General features: G+C 39.9%; 18 protein-coding genes and 2 tRNA genes. 7 read left to right on the top strand and 13 right to left on the bottom strand.

The window, feature by feature from the left end:
- Nucleotides 1-2 precede the first annotated feature (2 nt).
- Nucleotides 3-1,544, top strand: a complete 1,542-nt coding sequence (gene lnt, locus HQQ94_RS06140; protein ID WP_173293597.1) for an apolipoprotein N-acyltransferase — start codon at nucleotides 3-5, stop codon at nucleotides 1,542-1,544.
- A gap of 73 nt (nucleotides 1,545-1,617) precedes the next feature.
- Here lnt and HQQ94_RS06135 read toward each other — a convergent pair whose 3' ends face one another.
- The 3 genes from HQQ94_RS06135 to HQQ94_RS06125 all read right to left on the bottom strand — a co-directional run bounded on the left by HQQ94_RS06135 (nucleotide 1,618) and on the right by HQQ94_RS06125 (nucleotide 5,695).
- Nucleotides 1,618-3,486 (bottom strand): methyl-accepting chemotaxis protein, encoded by a 1,869-nt coding sequence (locus tag HQQ94_RS06135; protein WP_173293596.1) that lies wholly within the window; start codon nucleotides 3,484-3,486, stop codon nucleotides 1,618-1,620.
- A 420-nt stretch (nucleotides 3,487-3,906) separates the two neighbouring features.
- A complete protein-coding gene (locus HQQ94_RS06130; protein WP_173293595.1) occupies nucleotides 3,907-4,482 on the bottom strand; it encodes a phosphoribosyltransferase in 576 nt (191 codons plus the stop codon).
- Between the two features lie 283 nt (nucleotides 4,483-4,765).
- Nucleotides 4,766-5,695, bottom strand: coding sequence for a DUF808 domain-containing protein (locus tag HQQ94_RS06125; RefSeq protein WP_173293594.1), 930 nt, complete (start codon nucleotides 5,693-5,695; stop codon nucleotides 4,766-4,768).
- Between the two features lie 266 nt (nucleotides 5,696-5,961).
- Here HQQ94_RS06125 and rpiA point away from each other — a divergent pair, with 266 nt between their 5' ends.
- Nucleotides 5,962-6,618: a ribose-5-phosphate isomerase RpiA gene (gene rpiA / locus HQQ94_RS06120; RefSeq protein ID WP_173293593.1), complete on the top strand. Its 657-nt coding sequence runs from the start codon at nucleotides 5,962-5,964 to the stop codon at nucleotides 6,616-6,618.
- A gap of 6 nt (nucleotides 6,619-6,624) precedes the next feature.
- Here the strand turns inward: rpiA and HQQ94_RS06115 are convergent, their stop codons facing one another.
- The 4 genes from HQQ94_RS06115 to HQQ94_RS06100 all read right to left on the bottom strand — a co-directional run bounded on the left by HQQ94_RS06115 (nucleotide 6,625) and on the right by HQQ94_RS06100 (nucleotide 9,047).
- Nucleotides 6,625-6,786, bottom strand: coding sequence for a hypothetical protein (locus tag HQQ94_RS06115; protein WP_173293592.1), 162 nt, complete (start codon nucleotides 6,784-6,786; stop codon nucleotides 6,625-6,627).
- Between the two features lie 108 nt (nucleotides 6,787-6,894).
- Nucleotides 6,895-7,740 (bottom strand): MBL fold metallo-hydrolase, encoded by an 846-nt coding sequence (locus HQQ94_RS06110; protein ID WP_173293591.1) that lies wholly within the window; start codon nucleotides 7,738-7,740, stop codon nucleotides 6,895-6,897.
- Between the two features lie 90 nt (nucleotides 7,741-7,830).
- Nucleotides 7,831-8,256 carry a GFA family protein gene (locus tag HQQ94_RS06105; RefSeq protein WP_173293590.1) on the bottom strand — a complete coding sequence of 142 codons (426 nt, stop codon included), beginning with the start codon at nucleotides 8,254-8,256 and terminating at the stop codon, nucleotides 7,831-7,833.
- 500 nt (nucleotides 8,257-8,756) lie between these two features.
- Nucleotides 8,757-9,047, bottom strand: coding sequence for a YciI family protein (locus HQQ94_RS06100; protein ID WP_173293589.1), 291 nt, complete (start codon nucleotides 9,045-9,047; stop codon nucleotides 8,757-8,759).
- 83 nt (nucleotides 9,048-9,130) lie between these two features.
- Between HQQ94_RS06100 and HQQ94_RS06095 the strand changes: the two genes are divergently transcribed.
- The 4 genes from HQQ94_RS06095 (at nucleotide 9,131) to HQQ94_RS06080 (ending at nucleotide 11,790) form a co-directional block, all read left to right on the top strand.
- Nucleotides 9,131-9,457 (top strand): helix-turn-helix domain-containing protein, encoded by a 327-nt coding sequence (locus HQQ94_RS06095; RefSeq protein WP_217274003.1) that lies wholly within the window; start codon nucleotides 9,131-9,133, stop codon nucleotides 9,455-9,457.
- A gap of 482 nt (nucleotides 9,458-9,939) precedes the next feature.
- Nucleotides 9,940-11,124: a hypothetical protein gene (locus tag HQQ94_RS06090; RefSeq protein WP_173293587.1), complete on the top strand. Its 1,185-nt coding sequence runs from the start codon at nucleotides 9,940-9,942 to the stop codon at nucleotides 11,122-11,124.
- 507 nt (nucleotides 11,125-11,631) lie between these two features.
- Nucleotides 11,632-11,707, top strand: a tRNA-Phe gene (locus HQQ94_RS06085).
- Between the two features lie 7 nt (nucleotides 11,708-11,714).
- Nucleotides 11,715-11,790 (top strand) — tRNA-Thr (locus HQQ94_RS06080).
- Nucleotides 11,791-12,162: 372 nt separating this feature from the next.
- Here the strand turns inward: HQQ94_RS06080 and nagP are convergent.
- The 6 genes from nagP to HQQ94_RS06050 form a co-directional block, all read right to left on the bottom strand.
- Complete coding sequence (nagP, locus tag HQQ94_RS06075; protein WP_375335692.1) at nucleotides 12,163-13,470, bottom strand: N-acetylglucosamine MFS transporter NagP; 1,308 nt, start codon at nucleotides 13,468-13,470, stop codon at nucleotides 12,163-12,165.
- 241 nt (nucleotides 13,471-13,711) lie between these two features.
- A complete protein-coding gene (nagX, locus tag HQQ94_RS06070) occupies nucleotides 13,712-14,848 on the bottom strand; it encodes a transmembrane glucosamine N-acetyltransferase NagX (protein WP_173293585.1) in 1,137 nt (378 codons plus the stop codon).
- A 99-nt stretch (nucleotides 14,849-14,947) separates the two neighbouring features.
- Nucleotides 14,948-16,084 (bottom strand): N-acetylglucosamine-6-phosphate deacetylase, encoded by a 1,137-nt coding sequence (gene nagA, locus HQQ94_RS06065; RefSeq protein ID WP_173296538.1) that lies wholly within the window; start codon nucleotides 16,082-16,084, stop codon nucleotides 14,948-14,950.
- A 49-nt stretch (nucleotides 16,085-16,133) separates the two neighbouring features.
- Nucleotides 16,134-17,051, bottom strand: coding sequence for an N-acetylglucosamine kinase (nagK, locus tag HQQ94_RS06060; protein ID WP_375335691.1), 918 nt, complete (start codon nucleotides 17,049-17,051; stop codon nucleotides 16,134-16,136).
- Nucleotides 17,052-17,429: 378 nt separating this feature from the next.
- Nucleotides 17,430-20,102 (bottom strand): family 20 glycosylhydrolase, encoded by a 2,673-nt coding sequence (locus HQQ94_RS06055; RefSeq protein ID WP_173293582.1) that lies wholly within the window; start codon nucleotides 20,100-20,102, stop codon nucleotides 17,430-17,432.
- Between the two features lie 326 nt (nucleotides 20,103-20,428).
- Nucleotides 20,429-23,050, bottom strand: coding sequence for a TonB-dependent receptor (locus HQQ94_RS06050; RefSeq protein ID WP_173293580.1), 2,622 nt, complete (start codon nucleotides 23,048-23,050; stop codon nucleotides 20,429-20,431).
- 424 nt (nucleotides 23,051-23,474) lie between these two features.
- Between HQQ94_RS06050 and HQQ94_RS06045 the strand changes: the two genes are divergently transcribed.
- The gene (locus tag HQQ94_RS06045) at nucleotides 23,475-24,515 is read left to right on the top strand and encodes a LacI family DNA-binding transcriptional regulator (protein WP_173293578.1); all 1,041 of its coding nucleotides are present in this window, start codon (nucleotides 23,475-23,477) and stop codon (nucleotides 24,513-24,515) included.
- Nucleotides 24,516-24,553: the final 38 nt, after the last annotated feature.

Below are 24,553 nucleotides of genomic sequence, written 5' to 3'. Positions count from 1 at the left end.
AAATGCTGAATAAACTTCGGGCATTTGCCCATTGTCCTAAAATACGTCTGATACTGGCATACCTTGCAGGTGCCAGTACTGCACTGTCTTTTGCTCCCTATTCAATATGGCCAGTCTATTTGATCGCCATGGCATCTGCCCTGCATATAAGCAGAATATTATCGCCAAAAGAAAGTGCTACTTTTTGGCTGAGTTTTGGTTTTGGCTGTTTCTCAGTGGGAATAAGCTGGGTCCATGTCAGTATCGACAAATTTGGTGGACTTCCACTCGTCGCTTCCATAGGATTAATGGCTATTCTGGCTTTTTATCTGGCACTTTACCCAGCATTAGCTGGTTATTTATTACAAAAGCTATCACCCAAAACTGCGTTTACAAGAAATATTCTTCTTTTTCCAGCACTATGGACACTTACTGAATGGGCAAGAGGCTGGGTTCTAACTGGATTTCCTTGGTTATGGGCGGGTTACTCTCAAACAGAAGGGCCGATAAAGGATATTGCCAGTGTTATCGGGGGGCTGGGGCTGAGTTATCTTATCGCAATGCTAGCAGGTGCCTTGGCACTGTGTTTACAAAAACGCTGGTACAGCCTAGCTGTTTTAGTGCCTCTTTTAGCCATTGGAACTTACCTAAGTCCTCTGCTCTCAACTGTTGAGCCTAAAGGTGGAACAATTAAAGTCACCTTAGTACAAGGTAACATTTCACAAAGCATGAAATGGCAACCAGAAACATTGTGGCCTACGATGCTTAAATATATGGATCTCTCTCGTCCAGAATTTACTGATACCGATATATTTATTTGGCCGGAATCTGCGATCCCAGCTCCTGAATCTATCGTGGCAGATTTTCTTGATAATACCAAAAAAGTCGCAATCCTAAACAATACAGCCATCATTACAGGCATCATTAGTAAACAACAAGATGACTTTTATAACTCACTGATTGTACTTGGAGAGGATGACACATCAGAACAAAGCTTAACTGATGGTTCAATAGAAAATAGCAATAAATACAACAAACACCACTTGTTACCTATTGGTGAATACGTTCCTTTTGAATCCTTACTCAGACCCATAGCCCCATTTTTTAATCTCCCCATGTCATCCTTTAGCAGAGGCGAATATCAACAAACAAACTTAACTGTCATTGGTCACAAAATTGCCCCAGCCATCTGTTTTGAAATTGCATTCCCTGAACAATTAAGAGCAAACGTTAATGCAGATACAGAACTCCTTCTCACTGTATCTAATGACGCGTGGTTTGGTCATTCGAACGGACCATTACAGCATATGGAGATAGCCCAAATGCGTTCAATTGAGCTAGGTCGCCCGTTAGTCAGGGCAACCAATAACGGCGTAACTGCTGTAGTCGATGAACGTGGAAATATTACTCATCAACTACCACAGTTTCAGTCTGGTGTTCTCATGGCTGAGATCCCATTAATGAAAGGTGCGACAGCGTTTTCTAAATGGGGACAATGGCCAATCCTGATATGGTCATCATTCTTGCTTATCCTATTCTTTTATAGATATTTCACAAAGCAATAACAAATGACGTGACGCCTTATAAAAATACCCGCCACTGCGGGTATTTTTACATGACTAATGACTAACTCTAGATTTAGACAATAAATTGATTCAACAAACCTTCCTGCTCTTTGACATGTTCAAGTTGTACACTGGCAGAAATTCTTGACTGCTCTGCATTCTCAGCAACCTCCTGAGAAAAATCCCTAATATTAGTGGTATTCTTATTCATCTCTTCAGCTACATGGCTTTGCTCTTTCGCTGCACCAGCAATTTGTAGATTCATATCGGTGATTTCTTCAATACTTCTACGGATATCATTTAACGTATCATTTGCAGTCTTAGCCTTTTCAACTGTTGTCACTGTCGTATTCCGACTTTCAGCCATCACACTCACCACACAAGCAACCCCAGATTGTAGCTTCTCTATTTTCTCTTTTATCTCTGAAGTTGACTCTTGAGTACGTGCAGCCAAACTACGAACTTCATCTGCAACAACTGCAAATCCTCTACCAGACTCTCCAGCTCTTGCAGCCTCAATCGCTGCATTAAGTGCTAACAGATTCGTTTGACCTGCAATCTCATTAATCACACTTAATATTGACTCTATACTAACCGTATCGGCTTCAAGCTCTTTAACGGCAACAACTGCTTTCTCTATCTGTACAGACAGATGTTCAATTGACTCTGTGGTTTCTAATACTGCTTTAGTGCCGTCTGTCACGGCATTATCAGCTTCTTGTACCGCAGTGGCTGCACCTTGAGCATTCTGTGCTACTTCTGAAGCCGTCATTGCCATCTCATGCATAGCCGTTGCGAGCATCTCTACTTCTTGTGTCTGAAGCCCCATTGCTTTTGTCGCTGAACTAGCCCCCAAAAGCATACTCTCAGAGCTTACATTCACTTCTCCACCGATCGCTTTAACTTTTTGAATGATTTCCTGAAGCTTGACAGCAAAACTATTAAAATTACTCGCTAGAGTAGCAAATTCTACATCGGAGTCTGTACTCAATCTTCGAGTAAGATCCCCATCTCCTGTTGAAACATCTGCCATCGCTTTATTTAACGTTTCCAAGGGTTTCATCAAACGACTAATGATCCCACTGATAAGCAGGGTTGCCATCACCAAAGACAACAGTGAATACAAAATCGCATCATTTCTTAACTCACTTGCGGCAGCAAATATGATACTTTCATTCAACACGATGCCTAAAGTCCAATCTAAGCCTGACAGCGGACTAAAGTTTACAATATGCACTCGTCCATCGATTGTGACTTCATTAAATGCTGTTGTAGTGTCTAATGCTTCACCAAAAAATTTACTCATCGATTGCCCATTTTGTGTGACATCAGGATGAGCAATAAAATTACCTTTTTTACCAACAATAAAGGCATAACCAGCATCAAACAAATGAGCTTCATTACTAATTTTAGCCAAACTTTCCAGACTCACATCAGTAAACAATGCCCCTTTAAATTGGCCATTTTCAAATAATGGAGCAGAAACAGATACCAAGATATCTCCAGTAGTTGCATCCGCATAAGGCTCAGTAAATAATTGCTTGCCTTGTTTTTGAGCTTCTTGATACCACATTCTTTTACGCGGATCATAACTAGAACCTGGATCCCAAGCTGGATCATTGCCAACAAAATGACCGGTATCAAGACCCATTCCAGCTAAGATAAAATGTTGCTTTATCACAGGTTGATTTAGAATATCTAAGAAGTGCTCATCAGAAAAATCTGCCTGTAATAAAGACGCCGCATAAGCCGTTAGATTCGCTTTTTCAAACATCACTGCTTCAATGTTACTTGTCATTGAACCAGCAAGCTCAGCCACACTACTCGTGACTTGTTCTTCTAATTGACCTTTAATTTTAATATATTGATAAGTCGATAATGAACCTAGAGATAAAGTTAAAATCAAACTCACTGCAATCACTATTTTATGAACAAATCGCATTTTCTCCCCCCCATAGACACACATAAACTAGCAACTAATGACTCTGATTCTATCAAAAGCTCTCTAAGTACAGTACAGACGACGATCCAATGACCGTAAAAAAATAATTTACGAACGTAAGTATAGTAAAAATTGATAATAAGTAAGAGAAGAATACAAAATTGCTTAAATATTTAATATGATTAATATTATGTGACTTGATAAGGACTTAGACACGGTCATAGCCAATATATCAATAGTTTCCTCTAGGGTGAGCCATCAAGCGCTGTCAAAAAATTGGGATAAATATGTTAAAAAGTGACCGAGCCTCTAGTCCGTTAATGGAACAGTGTAATCGGCCCTTATTTGATAAATATTCAAAATAGAGCCATTAGCTAGTCAGTGCGATATGATCCGGTAAAAATCACCATAAAGTGCTCTCTATTTACCTTGAAGAAAAAGCGCTTGAATGTTTTTTAGATCCCCTTTACCTTCAGCAATTTCATCAGGAGTTAGCCCCGAAACTTCATGAGGGAAAACCAGCCACTCATCAGACTCATGGATACTGTAGTCAGGCTTTAGCGCCACTGCAGTATTTTTAGGCTTGTAATAAGGGCAAGCAATACGAATATCTTTAGGCATATTTAATCGCATTAAATCACTCAAATTTTCTTTAAGCGCATGAATACTACGACCTGAATCGAAAACATCATCAACAATTAATAAACCATCATCAGCATTAGCGTTCTCAACAATATAATGTAAACCGTGTACTTTGATCTGCTTATTTTGCTTATCTGTACCAATGCCGTAGTAAGACGAAGTACGCACCGCAATATGATCGGTTTCAACCTTTTTGAAATCAAAATATTCTTGAACTGCGATACCAATTGGAGCACCACCACGCCAAATACCAACAATAAACTGTGGACGAAAACCGCTCTCATATACTTGTGCTGCTAAGCGAAATGAATCCTCAAGTAGCTCTTGAGCTGTAATATATCGTTTATCTGACATCGAACCATTCTCATTTTGTTGTTCATATAATGTAAGGTAGGTGAGCTCGCCACAAAAATAGCTTTATTCAGCACCTACCAGATTTGGGAGCAACATTTTAAACTAACAATGCGATTGATGCTCTATTTAAAGTGAAAAACTGCCTATTGGAACATACTTTATATTATTTTTTATACTAAAGAACTTGATTTAAAAAGATTATTAATACTTATAAAATAAATAAACTCACGTCACCCATACTCTAATCAGACTCGCATACCTTAAGCTTACAGGTTGAAAAAAACTATTTACTGCGTACTTTATGGATCACCGACACACACACCAATGCCAACGCACCAGCAATAACGCCAAATAATGCATTAAGCAGACTAGGAGTAATGAAGGAAAGTACAGGTCCAACAACGGCTAGCCCTGCCACTAAACTAGCGACATCAATAAACAGCTCACTCACCGCATGCAAACCATGCGTTAAAATGCCACCACCAACCATAAACATAGCCACAGTACCAACCACAGTCAGCCCTTTCATCAGATAAGGAGCAGTATTGACTAAACAGGCGCCAAACCAACGTCCAAATCGAGTCAATAAGCCCCCACCCTCTCTTCTGTTTAGATATAAGCCCAGATCATCCAATTTAACTATTCCAGCCACTAAACCGTAGACGCCAATCGTCATCACTAACGCAATGAAAGACAAAGTGAATACTTGAATCAGAAAACTAGCATCAGCCACAATACCCAGAGTGATCGCGATGATCTCAGCTGACAAGACAAAATCAGTACGGATCGCACCTTGAATTTTTTCCTTTTCATAAGCAGCTAAATCATCAACGACTAGAATAATATCTTGCCCCTCATCAACTTGCTTTATGCCCTTTTGGACATAACTATGGTGGAGCTTCTCAAAGCCTTCAAAGCAAAGAAATAGTCCACCAAACATAAGCAGAGGCATAACAGCTTGAGGAATAATCGCACTAATAAGCAACGCTGCTGGCACTAAAATACATTTATTCCTCAACGAGCCTAGGGCAACAGCCCATACTACCGGCAGCTCTCTGTCGGCACTAACACCAGCAACTTGCTGCGCGTTAAGCGCTAGGTCATCACCTATTACTCCAGCCGTCTTTCGCGCCGCAACCTTACTCATCAAAGCAACATCATCTAAAATAGTCGCAATATCATCCAGCAATGTCAGTAAGCTCGCTCCAGCCATAAATACTCCTACAAGTGATCCACTGCACATTTAATGTAATGGCGTCTAAAAAATGGTTATTCAAACGAATAGAAACCGATTATCTCATTAAGTCGAATGACAGCGTTATTTCCCACAAAATAGCGTTAAAAATGCGAGGATAATACTGAAGTTACGATTCTACAAAGGTATAATATACCCAAGCGACTTCAAGCCACTGAATTAAGAATATTTAAGTGACTTGAGTATAAACAATATTTTACTAAGTCCCCCTACAGGAAGCTAGTATGACACAAGATGAAATGAAAAAAGCCGCAGGTTGGGCAGCACTTAAATACGTAGAAAGTGACAGTATAGTGGGTGTTGGCACAGGTTCTACCGTCAATCACTTTATCGATGCCCTAGCAACAATGAAGGCCGATATTGAAGGTGCAGTGTCTAGCTCTGAAGCATCAACACAAAAAATGAAAGCCCTTGGGATCCCTGTGTTTGATCTTAATTCTGTCAATGAAATTTCTGTTTATATCGATGGCGCAGATGAAATCAATGGCCATATGGACATGATCAAAGGCGGGGGAGCCGCACTGACTCGTGAAAAAATTGTCGCAGCCGTTGCTGCTAAGTTTATCTGTATTGTTGATAACACCAAACAAGTGGATATTTTAGGTGAGTTCCCACTGCCTGTTGAAGTTATCCCTATGGCGCGTTCATATGTTGCACGCCAATTGGTTAAATTAGGTGGAGATCCTGTATACCGCGATGGAGTGCTCACTGATAACGGTAATATTATTATTGATGTATACAACATGAAAATAATGGATCCCAAGAAACTTGAAGAACAGATCAACCAAATCGTCGGCGTGGTGACTAACGGCTTATTTGCTAAACGCGGAGCAGATATTCTGTTAGTCGGTACCCCAGATGGCGTTAACACGGTTAAATAATCCGCTCTATTGCTGCTTGTCATTAGGTGCTACGTATTTAGGGCCACATACACAGACCACCTTAACGGGTGACGTTCTGTGTATGGGATACTTCTCTAACCAATAGCCATTGATGCTAAACATCTTCACTATATCAAACAAAGTGATCTCAGTTACTGTAGATTGCATTATCAATCACAGAACGAGACACGCGAAGCTTGCTGCCGCATATAGGTTGTTTCTATACACCCGTTCTATTAGAAATACAGAAAATCTACCCTCATACGCAAATAGCCACTAAATGCTTACACTGCCACCTGTAGGCAAGTATTCAAGACGGTCACCTAATACTTTTTTGAGTATTCCATAGGCTTTCATCCCAGTGCAGTGACCTGTATATAATTTATCGATAGGGTAACTGAGTAATATTTCACCCATTGCTTCAATGTCTTTTTTACTCCCACCGATGCTATTAAATAGAGGGAGGCCCACTAGATGAAAACCGCCCACAACAGCTTTAATACGTGTATTTGGAAATAACTGAATTGTGGTCTCTATCATATTGAGAACACCACTATGGGCACAACCAGTAAAGATAATGACGCCGTCATGTTCTTTCACTATCAGTAATAATTCGTGTTCGAATACATCTAAATGGCAATCATCGCCCTTGTGAGTAAAAAGATACTTATTTCCCTCTGGGCGTGGATATTTATTGCTGATCTCGGTGACGATAAAGATATTGGGATATATTTCCGTCAGCGTGTTGATAAATTTGAACCTTTGAGGCGCTTGGCTAAACATCTTTTTATTGATGCTGACGTTACGCTTAAAGCCGAAAGATTTAAAGAGGTACTCAGTGTCTTCACAGTCTCGAAAGTATACCGGAGCTTGAATGTTCCGTGTTAGAAAATGCGTAACCCCATTGCAATGATCATGATGGCGATGTGAGATCACTGCCGCATCAACCTCTTGAATATTGATGTTAAGTAATTCAGCATTATCACAAAAGGCTTGGCTGTTACCGGCATCAAATAATATTTGCTTGCCCATTGTTGTGGCATGGAACGACAGCCCTCTTTCGACCGTGAGATCAGGTCTATTATCGAGTCGTGTGTTTTCAACTAAAGTGGTCAGTTGCATTCTCTTCCTATTATTTATTATTATTTTTTATTTAAATGTGTCTCATTCTCTGCAGAGCAGATTTTTCATCACTTTTGTCACACATAGGGGTTATTTAGGCGCGCCCTCACCCTTTTTATAGGCAGTGATCCCTTGGGGTAATTGATACCAGCTGGGAGTTTCACTGATAAAAATATGAAGACTTGGCGCAAAACTTGTGTCAACTGAAGCGCCCACGGGCTTAAGTTTTAGCTTAATGAGCTCGGGGGTCTGCGGATTATAGTGATAAATTCTTGTCCCGCATTGAGGGCAAAACTTGGCTCTGTTTTCATTGCCACTTTCTGCGATACGGCTCCATTGCTTCATTTCACCAGTAAACTCGATAGCACTACGTGCAACGACCGCAGTAATACTAAAAGGACTGGTCGAGAGCTTTTGGCACTCTTGACAATAACAAGCGATCACCCTTTGAGGTGGGACTGTTAACTGATAGCTGACTTGACCGCATTGACATGAAGCTTTGATGGGGTATTCCATTTCGACTATCCTCACTGCCTGCAAACGCCTACTATCGCGATTTCACAGAGCAAACCAACATAAATAGATATAAAATGTCATCGTGAATAATGCAGCTTACCACTTAATAGCAATCAGTTTCTGCAAAAATGTACTCATCTTTGGTCGTTCAATATCAAAATGTCACTCTTTATCTCAATTCACCATTGGCATCCTCTGTGTAAGTGGTCGCATTGTTCTGGCACTCAAGAAATCATCGAGATCCGGCTCTTTTATGGTTGCGAGACAAGGTGCTAACTATATTTGAACACAGTTAACTCCAACCACTTCATGAGCACTCTTTTCTTTCTAAATCGAAGTCATTATCTGACGATGTCAATCATTGGCTAAGTGCCACAAGTAACGATAATATGTCCTCTGGTTAGGCTGTCAGAATATAGACTGATCTGAGATAGAGTAACGACCTATCTCTATGCAATAGAATAGTTATACTATCCCACGTGTCAGCTAAGAGAACCTGATTATTTATCTAGGGTACTGGCATACTGCAGAGAGGCCATCACGGGAACGAACTCAGTAATTGAATAGCTAGCTGCACCACTTTTCACGAAAGGATCTGCCTCTAACATCTCGATGAGCACTTGCTCTGTAGCATGTTGTGATAACAATACTCCCCCCGTTCTCGGGACTTTTCGCCCTCCAAACATGAGTTTATTTGATTTATATTCTTGTTCAAGATACAACTTATGCTGCTGCGTCAATTCAGGGGTAATTTTATTCATGTTGGTAAAAGTCATATCTACTAAAAACATATTTTCCTCGCAATTTTATTTAATTAATATACAGTGCTACTACTTTCGTAGCGTAACGCTACTTTTTTAGAAGCGCAAGAGTTATGACTATTTCACAACAAAAAAATGCTGTTCGAGGATCAAGCACGGGCATTCCAATCATGGCTTTATTTGATTTGCTTGGCCGTAAATGGAATATGAGGATAATGTGGGAGCTTCGCAGCCAGGCTCTAAGTTTTAGAGCCTTACAACAAGATTGTGGCGGTCTCTCTCCCTCAGTATTAAATAATCGCATCAAACAACTCAGCCAAGCTAATCTGCTTGTTACAACCTCTGCGGGTTATGAGCTCACAGGACTAGGTCTATCACTGATGAACACCTTAGATCCACTAAGAGATTGGGCCACACAATGGCATGCCAAAAAATGTTGAAATAAACTCACCATGGTATGCAGACTGACCATTTTTACTCAGTGAGTACTTTTATGCTTAATTGCGGCCAAGACTGAAAAGTGCCAACCGCATATAGGATACCAATAAATAAGCAAATGCCTGAGCTGATTAACCAAAATAACACACCCAAAGTGAACCAAAGCAGCGAGACCGCTACAAGCCGAACCTATAATTAAACATTTATTCTTTCCTGAATCCACAATAATGTCCTAAATAATTAGTGTCCAATTATGCCCAAGTCACATCAAAATGCTCATGTGAGTATCAATTCCAAACACTTTAAACCAAAACTAAACCCAATCGTTAATCCAAAAACCAGTGGAACTCACGATATCATCTGTCGACCGTCCACTTCAATAAACAGCTCAAACATTAATCAGGTATTCACCTGATATGCAGTGAACTAACGACCATATAATATATTTACTTCAATATCTTTTCGATAATTTAAAGGAGTTATTATGTCCACATCAATTGGGTTAGAAAGCACTAGATCTAATAACATTAATGACTTAGGTGGAAGTTACAATACTCAAAATATCAATAATTCAAAAGAAATGCTAAATCAAACGGTAGATTGGTTTTCTGGAGAAAGTAAAAATGATGCTATAAAGTACTTATCAGCTCTTACTCACCCCAAAGATGACAATGATTTATTATCTTCATTCATGAATCTAAAAGATATTGTTTCTCCTGCATATAAAGATAGATTTGAAACAGAAAAAACGTTAAATGGGCAATCAAAACTGTCATTAATCACAGGTAAACATACCTTTGTTTTTGAATGTAAATCAACAATATCATCTATAAAAAAATCAGCAAACAGCGCTACTGAAAATGCTAAAAACACACCAGCCCAAGAACGTTTAATAGAGGCCGAAAAACAGTTAGCCATAGCCAAGTCAAAAGAGAGTATCGCTGAAAAAGCAGATGCTCGTGCTAAAGAAAACGTCACTGAGAAGTCCATCTCTGCGGTTGTAGCAGCAGCAAAGCTTGCTATCCCAGCTGAAGCGGCTCAAGCGGCCACTGCAGCTGCTGCTGAAGCCGACGCTGCATTAAGTGCGGCGACTGCAGCAACCGCAGCGGCATCTGGTATCCTTGGTGCTGCAACGGTGGCTGAAACTGCAGCCACTGCAACATTAGCTGCTGCAACAGCTGATCTGGCCGCTGCAACGGCAGCCCTAGCAGCAGCAATTGCATCGAATGCTATCCCAGGATGGGATTTTGGTCCTTCAGAGGCCGCGACAGCCGCCGCAACGGCATGGGTTACAGCAGCAACTGCAACAGAAACAGCTGCTGCAGGTGTTGCCACTGCAGCAACAGCAGCAGAGTCCGCTGCACTCACCGCTGAATCCACTGCGGGGACCGCAGAAGAAACAGCAGCAGCGACAAGTGAAATTGCCACTGCTGCTGCAGAAGCTGCATCTGCTAAGCTTGCTGTTGCCACAAGTAAAAGCGCTGTAGCTGGAGTAAAACTAGCAGAAGCGACGGCTGCTAAAACAAACACCGCACGAGAATTGACAGCTGCTAAATCAGCAGAAAGTACTGCACAAAGAGAATACGATGCGGCAAAGGCTGCATGCCCACAAATCAGCCAAGCCACAGGGACGCTATCACTTCTCGATGTGCTTAATTCTTTATCTTAAGTAAAATTAGGTCGCCTAAGAGAGCTATTATGATACTAATTTCATCATAGCTGCTTTAGAATATAACCTCTGCTGATATTAAGTTTACGCTAACAACAAGATTTGTAATTGATAAGCCAATCGTCAGCAGCTGTTTTATCGAAGCCGCCCAACCTCCATGTGAACGTTTTACGATGTTAACTCCTGATACCATAAAAGTTAGGTATTAAGAGAAAGGCTCTGTGTGAGCAGCTGAAATAACATTATCCGGACGGTAAAAATAGAAAAAATCAATGGCGACAATCTCACTTTAACATCTCCTCTCGGTTATGCTCAAGACTCATCACATACTGCTCACCGTTAGTTCAAAAACCACCTTTTGTACATTTTTTGGTAAGTTAACCACCTTTAAAAAAAAATTCCTTGCACGTCTCTGATCATAGCTATATGATACGCGCACTCTAGAGCAGAGGGGTAAATATGTTATACCTTATGCTCTTCAGTAGTTAACTAACGCTTAGTTTAGTTGCCCGAATAGCTCAGTCGGTAGAGCAGAGGATTGAAAATCCTCGTGTCCCTGGTTCGATTCCGGGTTCGGGCACCAATATTTAGCCTGTATAGCTCAGCTGGTAGAGCAACTGACTTGTAATCAGTAGGTCCCGAGTTCGACTCTTGGTGCAGGCACCATCATTTATATGAAGAACATAAATCCTCGACAATAAATATTATCGAGGATTTTTTATATGTAAAAATCACATTAACTATCCCAAAACTACCTCAAGATACTGGGAGTGACAGAGTTCGAGGACGTTAATCACTCCTACATTCACACCATCCATGGTGTTTTCAGAAATTAATGGGTTAGTTATTTTAATTCAATATTTCATAACGAAGAAATAGCATACCTGTACTGTGTTATCGATATCTAGAAGTGGATACGCTACCTTGTTTAGCTATCCTACCGGAGCCCTTAACCTATATATAACCAGTTAAAGCCACATTGGTATAAGACTCTTTTATTAACTTATTTAACTAATTGATTAGGTCTGGGATCAGATCTTACTGCCAACTTTTCATTTTGTGGCCTTTAACGGCATAAAATAGGATAAACAGGTAGCAAGGTAACATCACCATATAGCCTCCCTGTTGGCCAATTGATGAAATTGAACTTGTTAATCCCCAAAATAATGGACCAAATGCACCACCAGCAATCCCCATGATTAACAGAGCAGAACCGGTACAAGTAAGCCTCCCCATACCTGATAAAGCAAGTGGCCAAACAGCTGGCCATACGATCGCATTTGCTAAACCTAAAAAAGCTATCATTAGTAAGGTATCAGGAAGTTGTGCACCACCAAAAGGCACGAGCAAAGTATTAGCCACAACATAAGATTCATTATCGCCAAAGATGATCCCTAACGTTAATAACACACCCAATATGGCAGAAATCATTAAGGCTGTAGGTTGAGAAATAAAACGAGGGATAGTCAAAATACCTAATGTATAACCCAATACCATACAAATCATCGTATAAGAGGTCATCACCCCATAACTTGCTATCCCTAAAGAAAGGGCATATGTGCCTATCGTATCACCGGCTATGACTTCTACAGCCACATAGAAAAACAGTGCGGCAACACCTAATGCAAGACTTGGATGAGAGAGTGCTTCTTTTATCTGTCCAACACTATTAATTTCAGCATCATTATCTTCGTTTAATAACTCAGGTAGAGGTGACTTCTTAACAACCCAGGCTAAGGCACCAATAAATATTGCCATGCCCAAATATGGAATAACCAATCCATTAGCCATTTCATCAATATGACGTTGAGTTAACTCTAAACCGACTCGGTCTTTAAAACTATCTAAGATTAAAGCACTGAATACTAAAGGAGCAATGACACCTGCTCCCTTGTTTAAAATTCCCATAACGCTTACCCTTGCCGCGGCCGACTCCTCGGGACCAAGGCGGACAACATATGGGTTAACAGCCGTTTGCAACAAAGTCTGCCCAGCCCCCATAACCAGTTGAGCACACAGGAATAAAGCAAAAATCTGAGTTTTAGCTGCAGGGATAAATAACAAACCAGCAATCATCATAACCCCCATCCCAAGAGCCATACCATTCTTATAGCCCACTTTTCTAATCACCCATGCTGATGGTAGAGCGGTAAACGTCACTGCTATATAGAAGGAAAATAAAATAAGTGATGCTTGAAATGGAGTTAACTGAAGGATCTGTTTCAAATACGGCATCAATGAACCATTGAGCCAAGTTGCAAAACCCAATACGAAAAATAGCACAGCAACTATCGTCATAGGGATAATACTAGTCTGTTTTCTTTCACTATTAAATGTCATTTCCATAGAGGTCTACTTCTTATAATATTTTTAATTGGTAATATCCAAACAACAAGATATCTTTTTTTTTATATAGTTCGGTAGTCAAACAGGTCTGATTAATACAGTTTTCTTCACCTACACAGAGCAGGCCTTGTTTCATTGATGTTAAAACATTCAATCTCAAAAGACAACGCTGTCATTAACTTATGCCTAAATGACAGTAAAAGAATCGTTTAGAAAGTAAAAAAACTATTTATACAGCTAGTTAAACCTTAAAGAACACTCTCCGCTGATACATCAAAAAAAGCAGTAACCACTGGACAAATAATAGACTAAAGGTAGCGATAAGGTTATGCGATAAAGAAGGGAAGGCATTCATCACGCCACCAAATAAGCTTGTAGCAGTGTACTGCCAATTAATTAAACTCGATAATAGATAGATAATAATGGCATTGCATCCAATAACCATAAATGGAAATGCTATTTTCTGCCATTTTAATACATCAATAACAACATAAAAAATAGCTAACAGTATAATACTCCACCCTGAACTCACTAAAATAAATGAACTGGTCCATAGATCTTTATTGACTGGGATAGCAAAATCTAAGCACCAACCACTTACCAGTGCTAATATGCCGACTAGCAACATGCTCATTGCTTTAAACCATTCCCCCTTAGGGTGATCTTTAACGATATAACATCCAGCAAAAAAACCAATCATTGCATTAACCACTGCTGGAAAAGTTGACAATATTCCTTCAGGATCAACGGCTCTATTCTGATAACTTATTCCAGGCAAAAAATGGGTATCAACATAAGCATTAATTGACCCTCCAACAGAAAAATCACCCATTCCATAACCAGGAACGACAATAAATAACTGCGCGAGTCCATACACAACCAAGATCCCAAAGGTGACAATTATCTGTGTACGTAAACCTGTATGCCAAACCAGCATAGCCGCAAAAAACCAAGTAAAACCTATTCGTCCTAAAACGCTAGCATACCTGACTTCATCAAGAATTAACGGCGCCCCAGTTCCCCAACCATGGTTATACAGAATACCAAAACACACCAGCAACAATAGACGTTTGATAGACTGCTTATAAAACGGGATCCTTTGGTATAAAAGTTGTTTATCTAAACGCTTAGGAGACAAGCCTAACGTCACACCGGATAGGAAAATAAACAAGGGGAAAATGACATCGTAAAAGGTAAAACCATGCCATTGACTATGATGCATTTGGGTATCAGCCCATTGCCATCCATGCCAACCAGTCCAAACAAATAACCCTGAAAAAATAGCCTCTCCACCTAGAATCCAAAACATATCAAACCCCCTCAATGCATCAAGCGACATTAGCCTCCTTTTGCCTGCTTTACTTTGAGTGGTTTGCATAATAGCTCCCTAATCTATTATCTGATTTAGACCTAAGCGATACACGTGACAAAACAATGGTACAGTGACTAAACAAAGCAGTCATTATCACTAAAAATATTAACGCTTAAAAATACATTGACCGGCTATATAAGTTTGCTGCACTTGAATATCATGACTAAGCAAAGCAAAGTCGGCTCGACTACCAACCGATAGTTGCCCCTGCTGCTTTGCTATCCCTAAAAACTGTGCAGGATAAAATGAACCCATTCTTATTGCCTCATCAAGGCTCAACCCTAGCATATTGACGGTATTACGAACCGCACCAGCCATATCTAAAACACAGCCAGCAAGTTCACCAGTCACAGCATTCAATCTATCACCTTGGCGGATCACTTGAGTGCCAAAAAGCTCAAAGCTCGCTTCATTATCCTCAAGCCCTACTGGCGGCATAGCGTCAGTGACTAACATCAATTTACCTGTAGGTTTTGCATAAACAGCCAATCTTGCGACAGCGGAATGAACATGATGACCGTCAACGATTAACCCACACCAAGCATCGCGACTTTCAATTGCCGCACCGACAACTCCTGGTTCTCGAGACTCTAAAGACGACATGGCATTAAACAAATGGGTAAAACCAATAGCTCCAGCCTCTAAAGCTGCAACTACCGTTTCATAATCAGCATTTGAGTGACCTAAACACACTTTCACATCTGCGGCAACTAAGGCTTTAATTACTTCAACAGAGACCTTTTCAGGAGCTAAAGTCACCACTTTAATGCCTAAATCATTACGACTAAAAACCTCAAGTTCAGCATCTGAAATACGCCGTATATGAGCTTGAGAATGCACCCCCTTTTTAGGAACTGAAAGATGCGGACCTTCAAAATGTACACCTAGAACACCTGCGCAACCTTTAATTAAAGATGCAGACACAGCGTCTGCAGCTCTGCGCATCACATCAATGTTATCACTTATTAATGTGGGTAAAAAACCTGTCGTGCCAAATTTTGCATGCGCAGCACCAATGGTCTCAATACACTCAACCGAAGTATCGCTATTAAATAAAGCTCCACCACCACCATTAACCTGAACATCAATAAAACCCGGCACTAATATGCCATCAAGCTTGACTTCTTTAGCGCCAGAGCATGTATCAAAAGCAAGTATCTGGCCATCCTGAACTGTAATAGGATGATTATGATGAAAATCTTTACCATCGAAAAATTGCTTTGTAATAAAAGTTTGTTTCATCATTTAATTCTCAATTTATGCAGTAACCATTTTATGTCTAAGTAGACTTTTACTGACTCACTTTACGAGCAAATTGCGCACGGGCAAAATAAGTCGCTCCTAGCTCCGGCGGGGCTAGTGCTGGTGATAATCTTGCAATAACATCTTTATCAAGCCAAGGTATTAAAGGCTCAGCTAAACCACCTATCATGGAAAATCGTGGCGGATTGATCTTAAATAATTTACGAGCAAGCTCACTAATATATGCAGCCCCCTCTTTCACTATGATTTGCGAAGCTTGATCTTGTTGATTGGCACACTCAAGGACAATTCGGGCTAATTTAGCATACACACTCGAACTTTCACCCGCTAAACTTTCAACAATACCAAGTGCATTGTTTACTTTTAAATGATCACACAAACGCCTTGTCAGAGTCGTTTGCTCAATAAAACCATCTAAGTGCAACAAAGATTGTTCAGCCGCCTTTAACCCTAACCAACCACCACTCCCTTTATCCCCTAAAGCAAAACCATGACCACCGAGACTGATATCTTTTCCTTCAACATTAGCGTAACCGCAGGAGCCTGTGCCAGTAATAATAACGGCACCATCACCACCTTTATGCGCACCAATACAAGCTGTATGGAGGTCACTGGTGACATACATGTCAGCAAAAGGATGCTGCCAATTAACAACATCTTGATAAAGCCTAGCAACATTCACACCAGCAAGTCCAAGGCCCGCAACTAAATACTTGCAGTCAGTTAAAGACATGCCCGCATCCTTTAAGGCCAGTTCTGTAGACAATTGTATAGATTCAAATGTTTGCGATAAGCCATGAAGTGGATTAGCACGCCCGGAAACACCAGTTCCCATCACATTATCTTCAGCTGAATAAATAGTGGCTCTACATTTACTGCCACCACCATCAATACCGATAAAAAAAAGGGACTTAGCTGGCTGATTTTTTACCATAACAGACCTCATTGACTGTTTTGTTTAACACGCTCATAAACCAAATGACGCTCTGCTAACAGACTAAAACCAACCTAATAATACAACATTGGTGACAGCGCTGTCATTTCTTGTGATAAAAAGTCATAAATTTACTTATTAATGATTAATTCATGCATTTTTAACACCTAGTAGAAATGGTATTACCATAGTATATAAAGTCAATACGGTATCAAATCAGCTGTGTTGGGGTTTTTCCACACTCTGGTATTAAATCATCTTCTAGATATTGATCATAAAAAGCCATTTATTAAGCTGTAACACATACAATAAAACTTAATTTTCAAAACCTTATATTAAAAATAACGCTCACAGATAAAGTCCCACCAACATAAACTCTGAGTATACGACTTAGTGATATTCGACAATTAGCGCGCGACCCTTTCGATCATTATCAGCAGCAACTGCTCTCACTTCAACTTGAGCGTTAACATTGACTGGTGATAGGTACTTTTGCCACTCCCCTCCTGGAACACGATACTCCACCTTAAGGCCTGGATAAATAATATTAGTATAAAGCTGACCTTGCTGAATCATTGCCCCAACAGTAGGAACTCGATAATTGATGCCAGCCAAATCAAGTTTAATTAACTCTTTTTGACCCAAGGTATTAGCAATGACTGACCACTGCTTAGTTTGACTGTCACGCATTTCATCTGTAAAAAAATCAGTCTCTTGGTTATAAATAGTACCTAAATATTGATAAGGGACTTCCCAACTCGCTTTATGCCACGCCTTTTCAGCTAAAAGAAGTAATCTTGGAAAAATCATATACTCAACCAGATCATCACTTCTTAAGGTTTCACTCCAAATTTGTCCCTGTATTCCGGTAAAACCCTTGTCTGTTTTTATGGGACCACTCACACGTTTACCATTCTCATCACGTTTCTCAGTATCATCAACTTCAAATGCCAACCCTTGAATATCAGTCCACTGCTCAGCATTGGCTGGTAAATTATCAGGCATAAAACCATATAGTTTACGCTCATTGCTATTACGGCTGGCCCAATAGTAACCATGTTCCTTGGGATCTGCTTCATAAGGAGAATCAAAATAGAGTATTTCAGGCATGCCTAAAACGGTATCCCAACCTAAATTAGCTTGCATATGTGCTCGTTTATATCCCCCATGTGAAATGATATCCCACACGTTTGTTTGAGGCTTAGATGGCATATTTTCAACACGTGTATGACTCATACCATCACTCCAGCCTGCAGGTTTTATCCCTTTATCACTGAGTATATTTGCGACTCTCTCAACAAAGTAAGCACCCAAGTCATCAAAAGAGGTCACATTATGGGTATTATTAACCAAAAATGATTGGCATTCAGGCGAGTCTAGCCATGCACCAGCAGTTTCATCGGCACCTATGTGGTAAATAGTCAGAGGTTGTCCCGCTGCTTCATGGAGCTTAGCTATCTCATCGACCACTTTGTCAACAAAATTGAATGTTGACTCTACGCACACATTTACAGTGTTATCGTCGTAATTCTGAATAGATGAGTAAACTGTTTTATCATTTAAATCTCTTAACAGATATGCATTAGCAGCAACGCTATCACCGTCAGCCATCAATGTATTATAACGCGCGTCCATTGATTTAATTGCCGCTCTTGAATGTCCCGGCATATCCATAGATGGGATCACTTGGATCTGTCTTGCTGATGCATATTTTAGTATCTCAATGTAATCATTTTTAGTGTAGTAACCATTCACTTCTGTCTCTGCAAATGGACCACTACCAAGTTGTGGTAGTAAACAGGTCGTTTCATTAAGATCATGGCAACGCTTACTACCGATATCAGTCAATTCTGGCAAACCATCAATCTGCAGTCGCCAACCTTCATCATCTGCCATATGTAAATGTAACTTATTGAGCTTGTACGCAGCCATCTGATCTAAGATATCCAGCACTAACTGCTTACTGTGAAAGTTACGAGCAACATCAATATGCATACCACGAAAATCATATCGAGGTGTATCTTCAATTAATAAGGTATTGATGGAGAGATCTTGGGTGTCGACTAAACTTGCCAATGAAGATAAACCATAAGAGAACCCAGCATCATCGCCTGCGGCAAGCATAATCGCTTGCTCAGTTATCTCTAACTTATAAGCGCCTGCTTTACTTGGATTAGCCAGGGAGCTAAAAACAATCGATATCCCCTCTTTGTTTTCTCTCACCCCTATCCGCTTTAACCTAAGCAAAGCAGCAGCAATCGGAGCTTTCTTGTGTCCGTTAAGCTCAAGTTTAATCCCTGAATATAGTGAAACAGGTTTATTATCTGACGTAATATCGACCTTATTAGGTGTCGGTATGATGGTATTTATCGCTGAATGAGTTTGTAAATTTATCTCTTGATTAGCTTGAAAAATCACGTCTGCAGTCGCCCATTTTATTACATCTCGATCGCTACGTTTATAATGCTTCTCTGCATCAGAAAACGCGATAACATAGGGTCTAATTTCCATACCAGTTTCAGGATCGCGAGTAACGACAGTGCTCTTAATTAACGCTGGGAGCAAATCACCAGACACTAAGTAATAATTTGGCATCGCATCAATTTCTGATAACTGCCAAAACTCACCAAGAAAACCTATCTTCTTAGTCTGCCCTTGTTTTAAACCTGTAAATAAAGCAGTGGGGATTATTTTATGCAAATCGCCTTGTACTCTTTGTATCGTAAACTCGGTCGAGAATACATTTCGCACAGGTCTCATCAGACTAAAATAGATAGCCCAATCAGAACTCATTAAATCGACATCACTGGTCAATTCTATCTGAGCACTAAAACATCGGCCATCGACACCCGTTGTCGAACAGCTTTTAGGAAAATTTGTTAAAAGACGGTATTTAACATCAAGTGAGCCTCCCAATTGATTAAGCATAGTTTGGGTCATGGTGGTTGAAACAAGTGCTTTACCCTGAGTGGCTGCGCTATCTTTTACAGTAACATACTGCCCAGAACAGGCCATTGTTGCCAAGGTAAAAATAATGACGACGACCAGTAGATCATGTTTCATAGTATTCCTCTATCAATTTGGATATCTAAAAAATAACTCATTCAATTGACAATAAACGCTAATGTGTAAAATAAAAAAAATGACTAAGTGTCATATTCGAAAATGAAAATAACACTTAGCCAAAACTAGTTTTAGGAGAGAAACTAGAAAAATGGTCAAACATAAATCTACTCAATTGATACCCTAAGTTTTTGGCAAACATGAATAAGAAAAACAGTTCCTACACGATATTGACCTAGTTAAAGAGTAACAAAACAACAAAATGACAGCGCTGTCATTAAAGATACACAATAACACGCAAGATTGATACATTTAATTAACATAAGTTAGAAGCGTAATGCGACACCTATTTTGTAGCGCGCTTCGCCATCAAAACTAAAGACTGGATAATCTGACTTGAACTCGGAAATAACGTCAGCGTTGAGGGGGGCTACACCAATTTGAATGCTATCTTCTTGTGTTAAATTAACCACTTCAAAAGTAATATCCATCCATTGTGTGGCACTGTAACCAGCACTAAAGTCTAGAGTGCCATAATCCTGATGCTGACGGTTACCGTAAAAGCCGGGCAATTCACGCATCATATATTCACTACGCCAGTTATAAGCTAAACGTACATTAAAATTGTCAGTCTCATAATATCCTACAAGATTGACGGTATGCTCAGAAGAGTCAGAGAATACTCCGAGTTGATCAGGATAATTTTCAGCAGGGGAGCCTGCGTCAGCATAAGTATAATTAACAGAGTAACCTAATCCACTTGTAAAAGAATCTTGTAGCTGAAGCTCTATGCCTTCGATACGCCCACCATTTGCATTGTACTTTTCACTTACGGCCCAACAATCGTAAACACCAGCACCGCATGTGCTTCCACCAGCAATAACCAAATCATTATCTTCGATACCAATCTGCTGATTAAGTTTTTGTCGAGTAGAAACAAATGAACTCACATCTTTAATAAAATAGGTGATTGCTGCAAGGCCATCATCACTGAAATACCACTCAAAACTAACATCTGCTTGAGTCGCTTTAAATGGGTCTAAGGCTACAGAGCCACGATTTAACTTTTCATTACCTGGAGTGCCATCATTTAAACCTGGTAGCGTTGATGTCGCAAATAACTCAGAATAATTAGGACGAGAGATAACCTGAGCCGCAGAAGTGCGAAAAATGAGATCGCTCGTTAAATCGAACACGAGATTAATACTTGGCAGCACGTCGCTATAACTTGTCTTATCAGTGCTTATCGAATCTGCAAACTGCCCTGTATTACTGAGTTGATAATAATTGGATTCGACATCTGTCGATATAAAACGAAGGCCTAAGTTACCTCGCAGACCTCCAGTGTCAAAGTTAGCCATCGCATAAATAGCTAAATTCTTTTCATTTAATGAGCCATAACCCGACTTGTCACGAGTAAAACCATTAATTGCCGAATGAGCATCTGAAATCATAGCGTCAAAATTAGGTTTTGGCAGAGTAAAACCGGCACCGGATGACATGGTTCCATTGTAGTAATATGAAGCATTGCGAGAGGCAATATCCCCCACTATTGCTTGGTCAGTTTGCTGAGTGACATCGTGATCCGCATAGCGGATACCTGTTTTAAATGCAGTGATGGCCTCAAAATCAAGTGGAATGGTGACATCAAATTGCGCATACGTTTCTTCATCTGTATTTGGTTGCTTCTTCAGAGCCCATTCAGCGGAGGTCAATTCACCGTTAAAGTCACTTGAATTAAATACTTTATTAGCGGTATCGATAATAATCTTGTCACCAGTAGCGTCATAGTGACCAGCAAAGTCACTTTCCTGACCGATTGAGTTACCATAATTAGAAGTTAAGCTAGTACCGCCTTTAGCAGAAGTGTTACCTATCCTACCTGTTAAAATAAAGTTATCAGCTTCAAAATTAACATCGAAATCGTAAGTCTCTGATGACATTTCAGCTTTACGCGCCCAAGTTTGAGCAAAAGCAGAAGCATTAACCCCTGAGTGTGTAATATCAGTGCAAATACCAGCAGCATTCACTTGGTGACATCTTGATTCACCTTGCTGTGTTGGAAACAAAAAAATAGAGGTGTTAGCGTTATCAGCGTTAAGATCTAAACTCGTAAAAGTTAACCCAAACTCTAAATAATCCATTGGACGATATTGCGTTGCGAGATTAATGGCCGTGCGCTGGCGATCTTGTTGGAAAGTGGTTGGGACGATTTCTCCCCAGGCAAGCAGTGTTTCGATTCCATTACGCTGATACTCAGTTTGCGAAGCCGCAGCTGAAATTAATACCCCAAAATTTTCATCGTCATTTTTCCAACTGTACAAACTAGATAATGCTGGATCCATCTCTTCAGAAATACTACCGTAGTCTCCCTTCGCACTAAAAAAAAGGGTATTAACTTCTAAATCAAGTGGCTTACGAGTCTTAACTATCACAGTGCCGCCAATGCCACCTTCTGTAATATCTGCTTGAGAAGATTTATAAACTTCAATTCCACTTATCATTTCTGGTGGAAGAAGTGAGTAGTTAAAGCTACGGTCAATCGCTTGTTGGTCAAACCAACCTGTTGAAGCGACAGAATGACCATTTAATAAGGTTCGAGTTAACTGAGAAGAGGCTCCACGAATTGACACTTGCTGACCCTGACCAAACTGACGATTAACTGCAACACCAGGAATACGTGCTAATGACTCACCCACATCACCATCAGGGAATTTACCTATATCTTCTGCAGATACAGCATCAACAACCGAATTTGAGAATCGCTTCGCATTAACAGACGCTTTCATAGAGGCACGCATGCCATGCACTTCAATTTTTTCAATATTGTCATCAGCGACAGAGTCAACTTCTACTTCAGCTGCGATTGCCAACACAGACACTAGGGTCTGCAGCGTTAAAGCCAGATTTGTCGTTAATACACTTATCTTAAAGTTAGATGTTCGCATTTTGCTTCCCTTCTATAACGTTATTTTATTTTTAATGTTCGTTAGTATTAATCTGATGACAACGCTGTCATTCATAAGAAAAGACTACAGATTAAGCAACACTTAATCTACATAAAAATAACTAGTCCGATGTGTAAACATCTTTTACGCTATAAATAACTGTCAAGATATTAATAAAAGCTCAAACTAAAACGACTAGATTGCTGGTTTTTTGGCATAATAAAGTGTTTAAATATCTATACAATTTTTAATTTTCACCATATAGAATTTAAATTTCTTGTTTGCTAATTAGAGTAAAAGCTCGCAATATAGCAAATAACGCATTAAGCACCTTGCTTTGCAAAGCAAGGAAAAATGCTTAAGCATCTATTTAAAACTCTGAGTTTTATACCTAAATACACTGATATAAAGAGTGTTTAAAAGAATGAAAGTAACCATAAATGACGTCGCTAAACATGCGGGTGTCTCGATTAAAACAGTGTCTAGGGTCACCAACCATGAACCTTCGGTGAAACAATCAACCATCGAAAAAGTCAATGAAGCGATAAAGTTTTTAGATTACCAACCTAACTTATCAGCTAGAAACCTGGCGAGTACCAAATCATATATCATTGGTTTTATCTACGATAATCCAAACGCTTATTATGTCATTGATATGCAAAATGGTATTTTATCTTCATGTAAAGAATTAGATTACCAACTCCTCATCCATCCCTGTAATGCAAAATCTGATAATATTTGTGATGAATTAATCACGTTAGTCAAACATGCTAGATTAGCTGGTTTAGTGTTAACACCGCCTTTATCCGAAGACCCAAAAGTATTAAAAGCCTTGGATAGCATTGACGCTAATTATGTTCGCATCATCGCCGGAGAGCAGGTAACACCGGATACTGGACTGGCTATATTAATAAACGATAAACATGGTGCAATATCCATTACTCAGCACCTTATCGATCTCGGCCATAAAAACATTGCCTTTCTAAGTGGCGATCAACACCATCAATCGACAAAAGAACGTCTATCAGGGTTTACACAAGCCATGAAAAATAACCAATTGATTGTTGAAAATGAAAATATTATTGCAGGGCGATACTCTTTTGAGTCTGGTGTTGAGGGGGCAAAAGAACTGCTAAGAAGAGAGGATAATACCAGACCTACAGCCATTGTTGCTTGTAATGATGAAATTGCAGCGGGAGCTCTTTTTGCTGCTCGCTTAGCAGGACTCGATATTCCAAATCAACTTTCAATCGTTGGTTTTGAAGACAGCCCATTTTCCAGACAAACATGGCCTAAACTGACAACTGTACATCAACCTAATCAAAAAATTGCTCAAATGGCGACAGAATTATTAATTGCAAAAAAGCGATCCATCAGCCCCAAAAAAGCCATGATATTTGTTCCAGAACCTGTGTTCAGAGATTCTAGTAGCCAAGTTCCACTTTTAAATACCACATCGGAATAAACAAATTCGCCGTAACCTTGTGTGCGGCGTTTTTGTCT

This window comes from Shewanella sp. VB17 (assembly GCF_013248905.1).
GTDB lineage: Bacteria > Pseudomonadota > Gammaproteobacteria > Enterobacterales > Shewanellaceae > Shewanella.
Note: the sequence above shows the minus strand (reverse complement) of the source record. Positions and strands in the feature narration are given on the sequence as shown.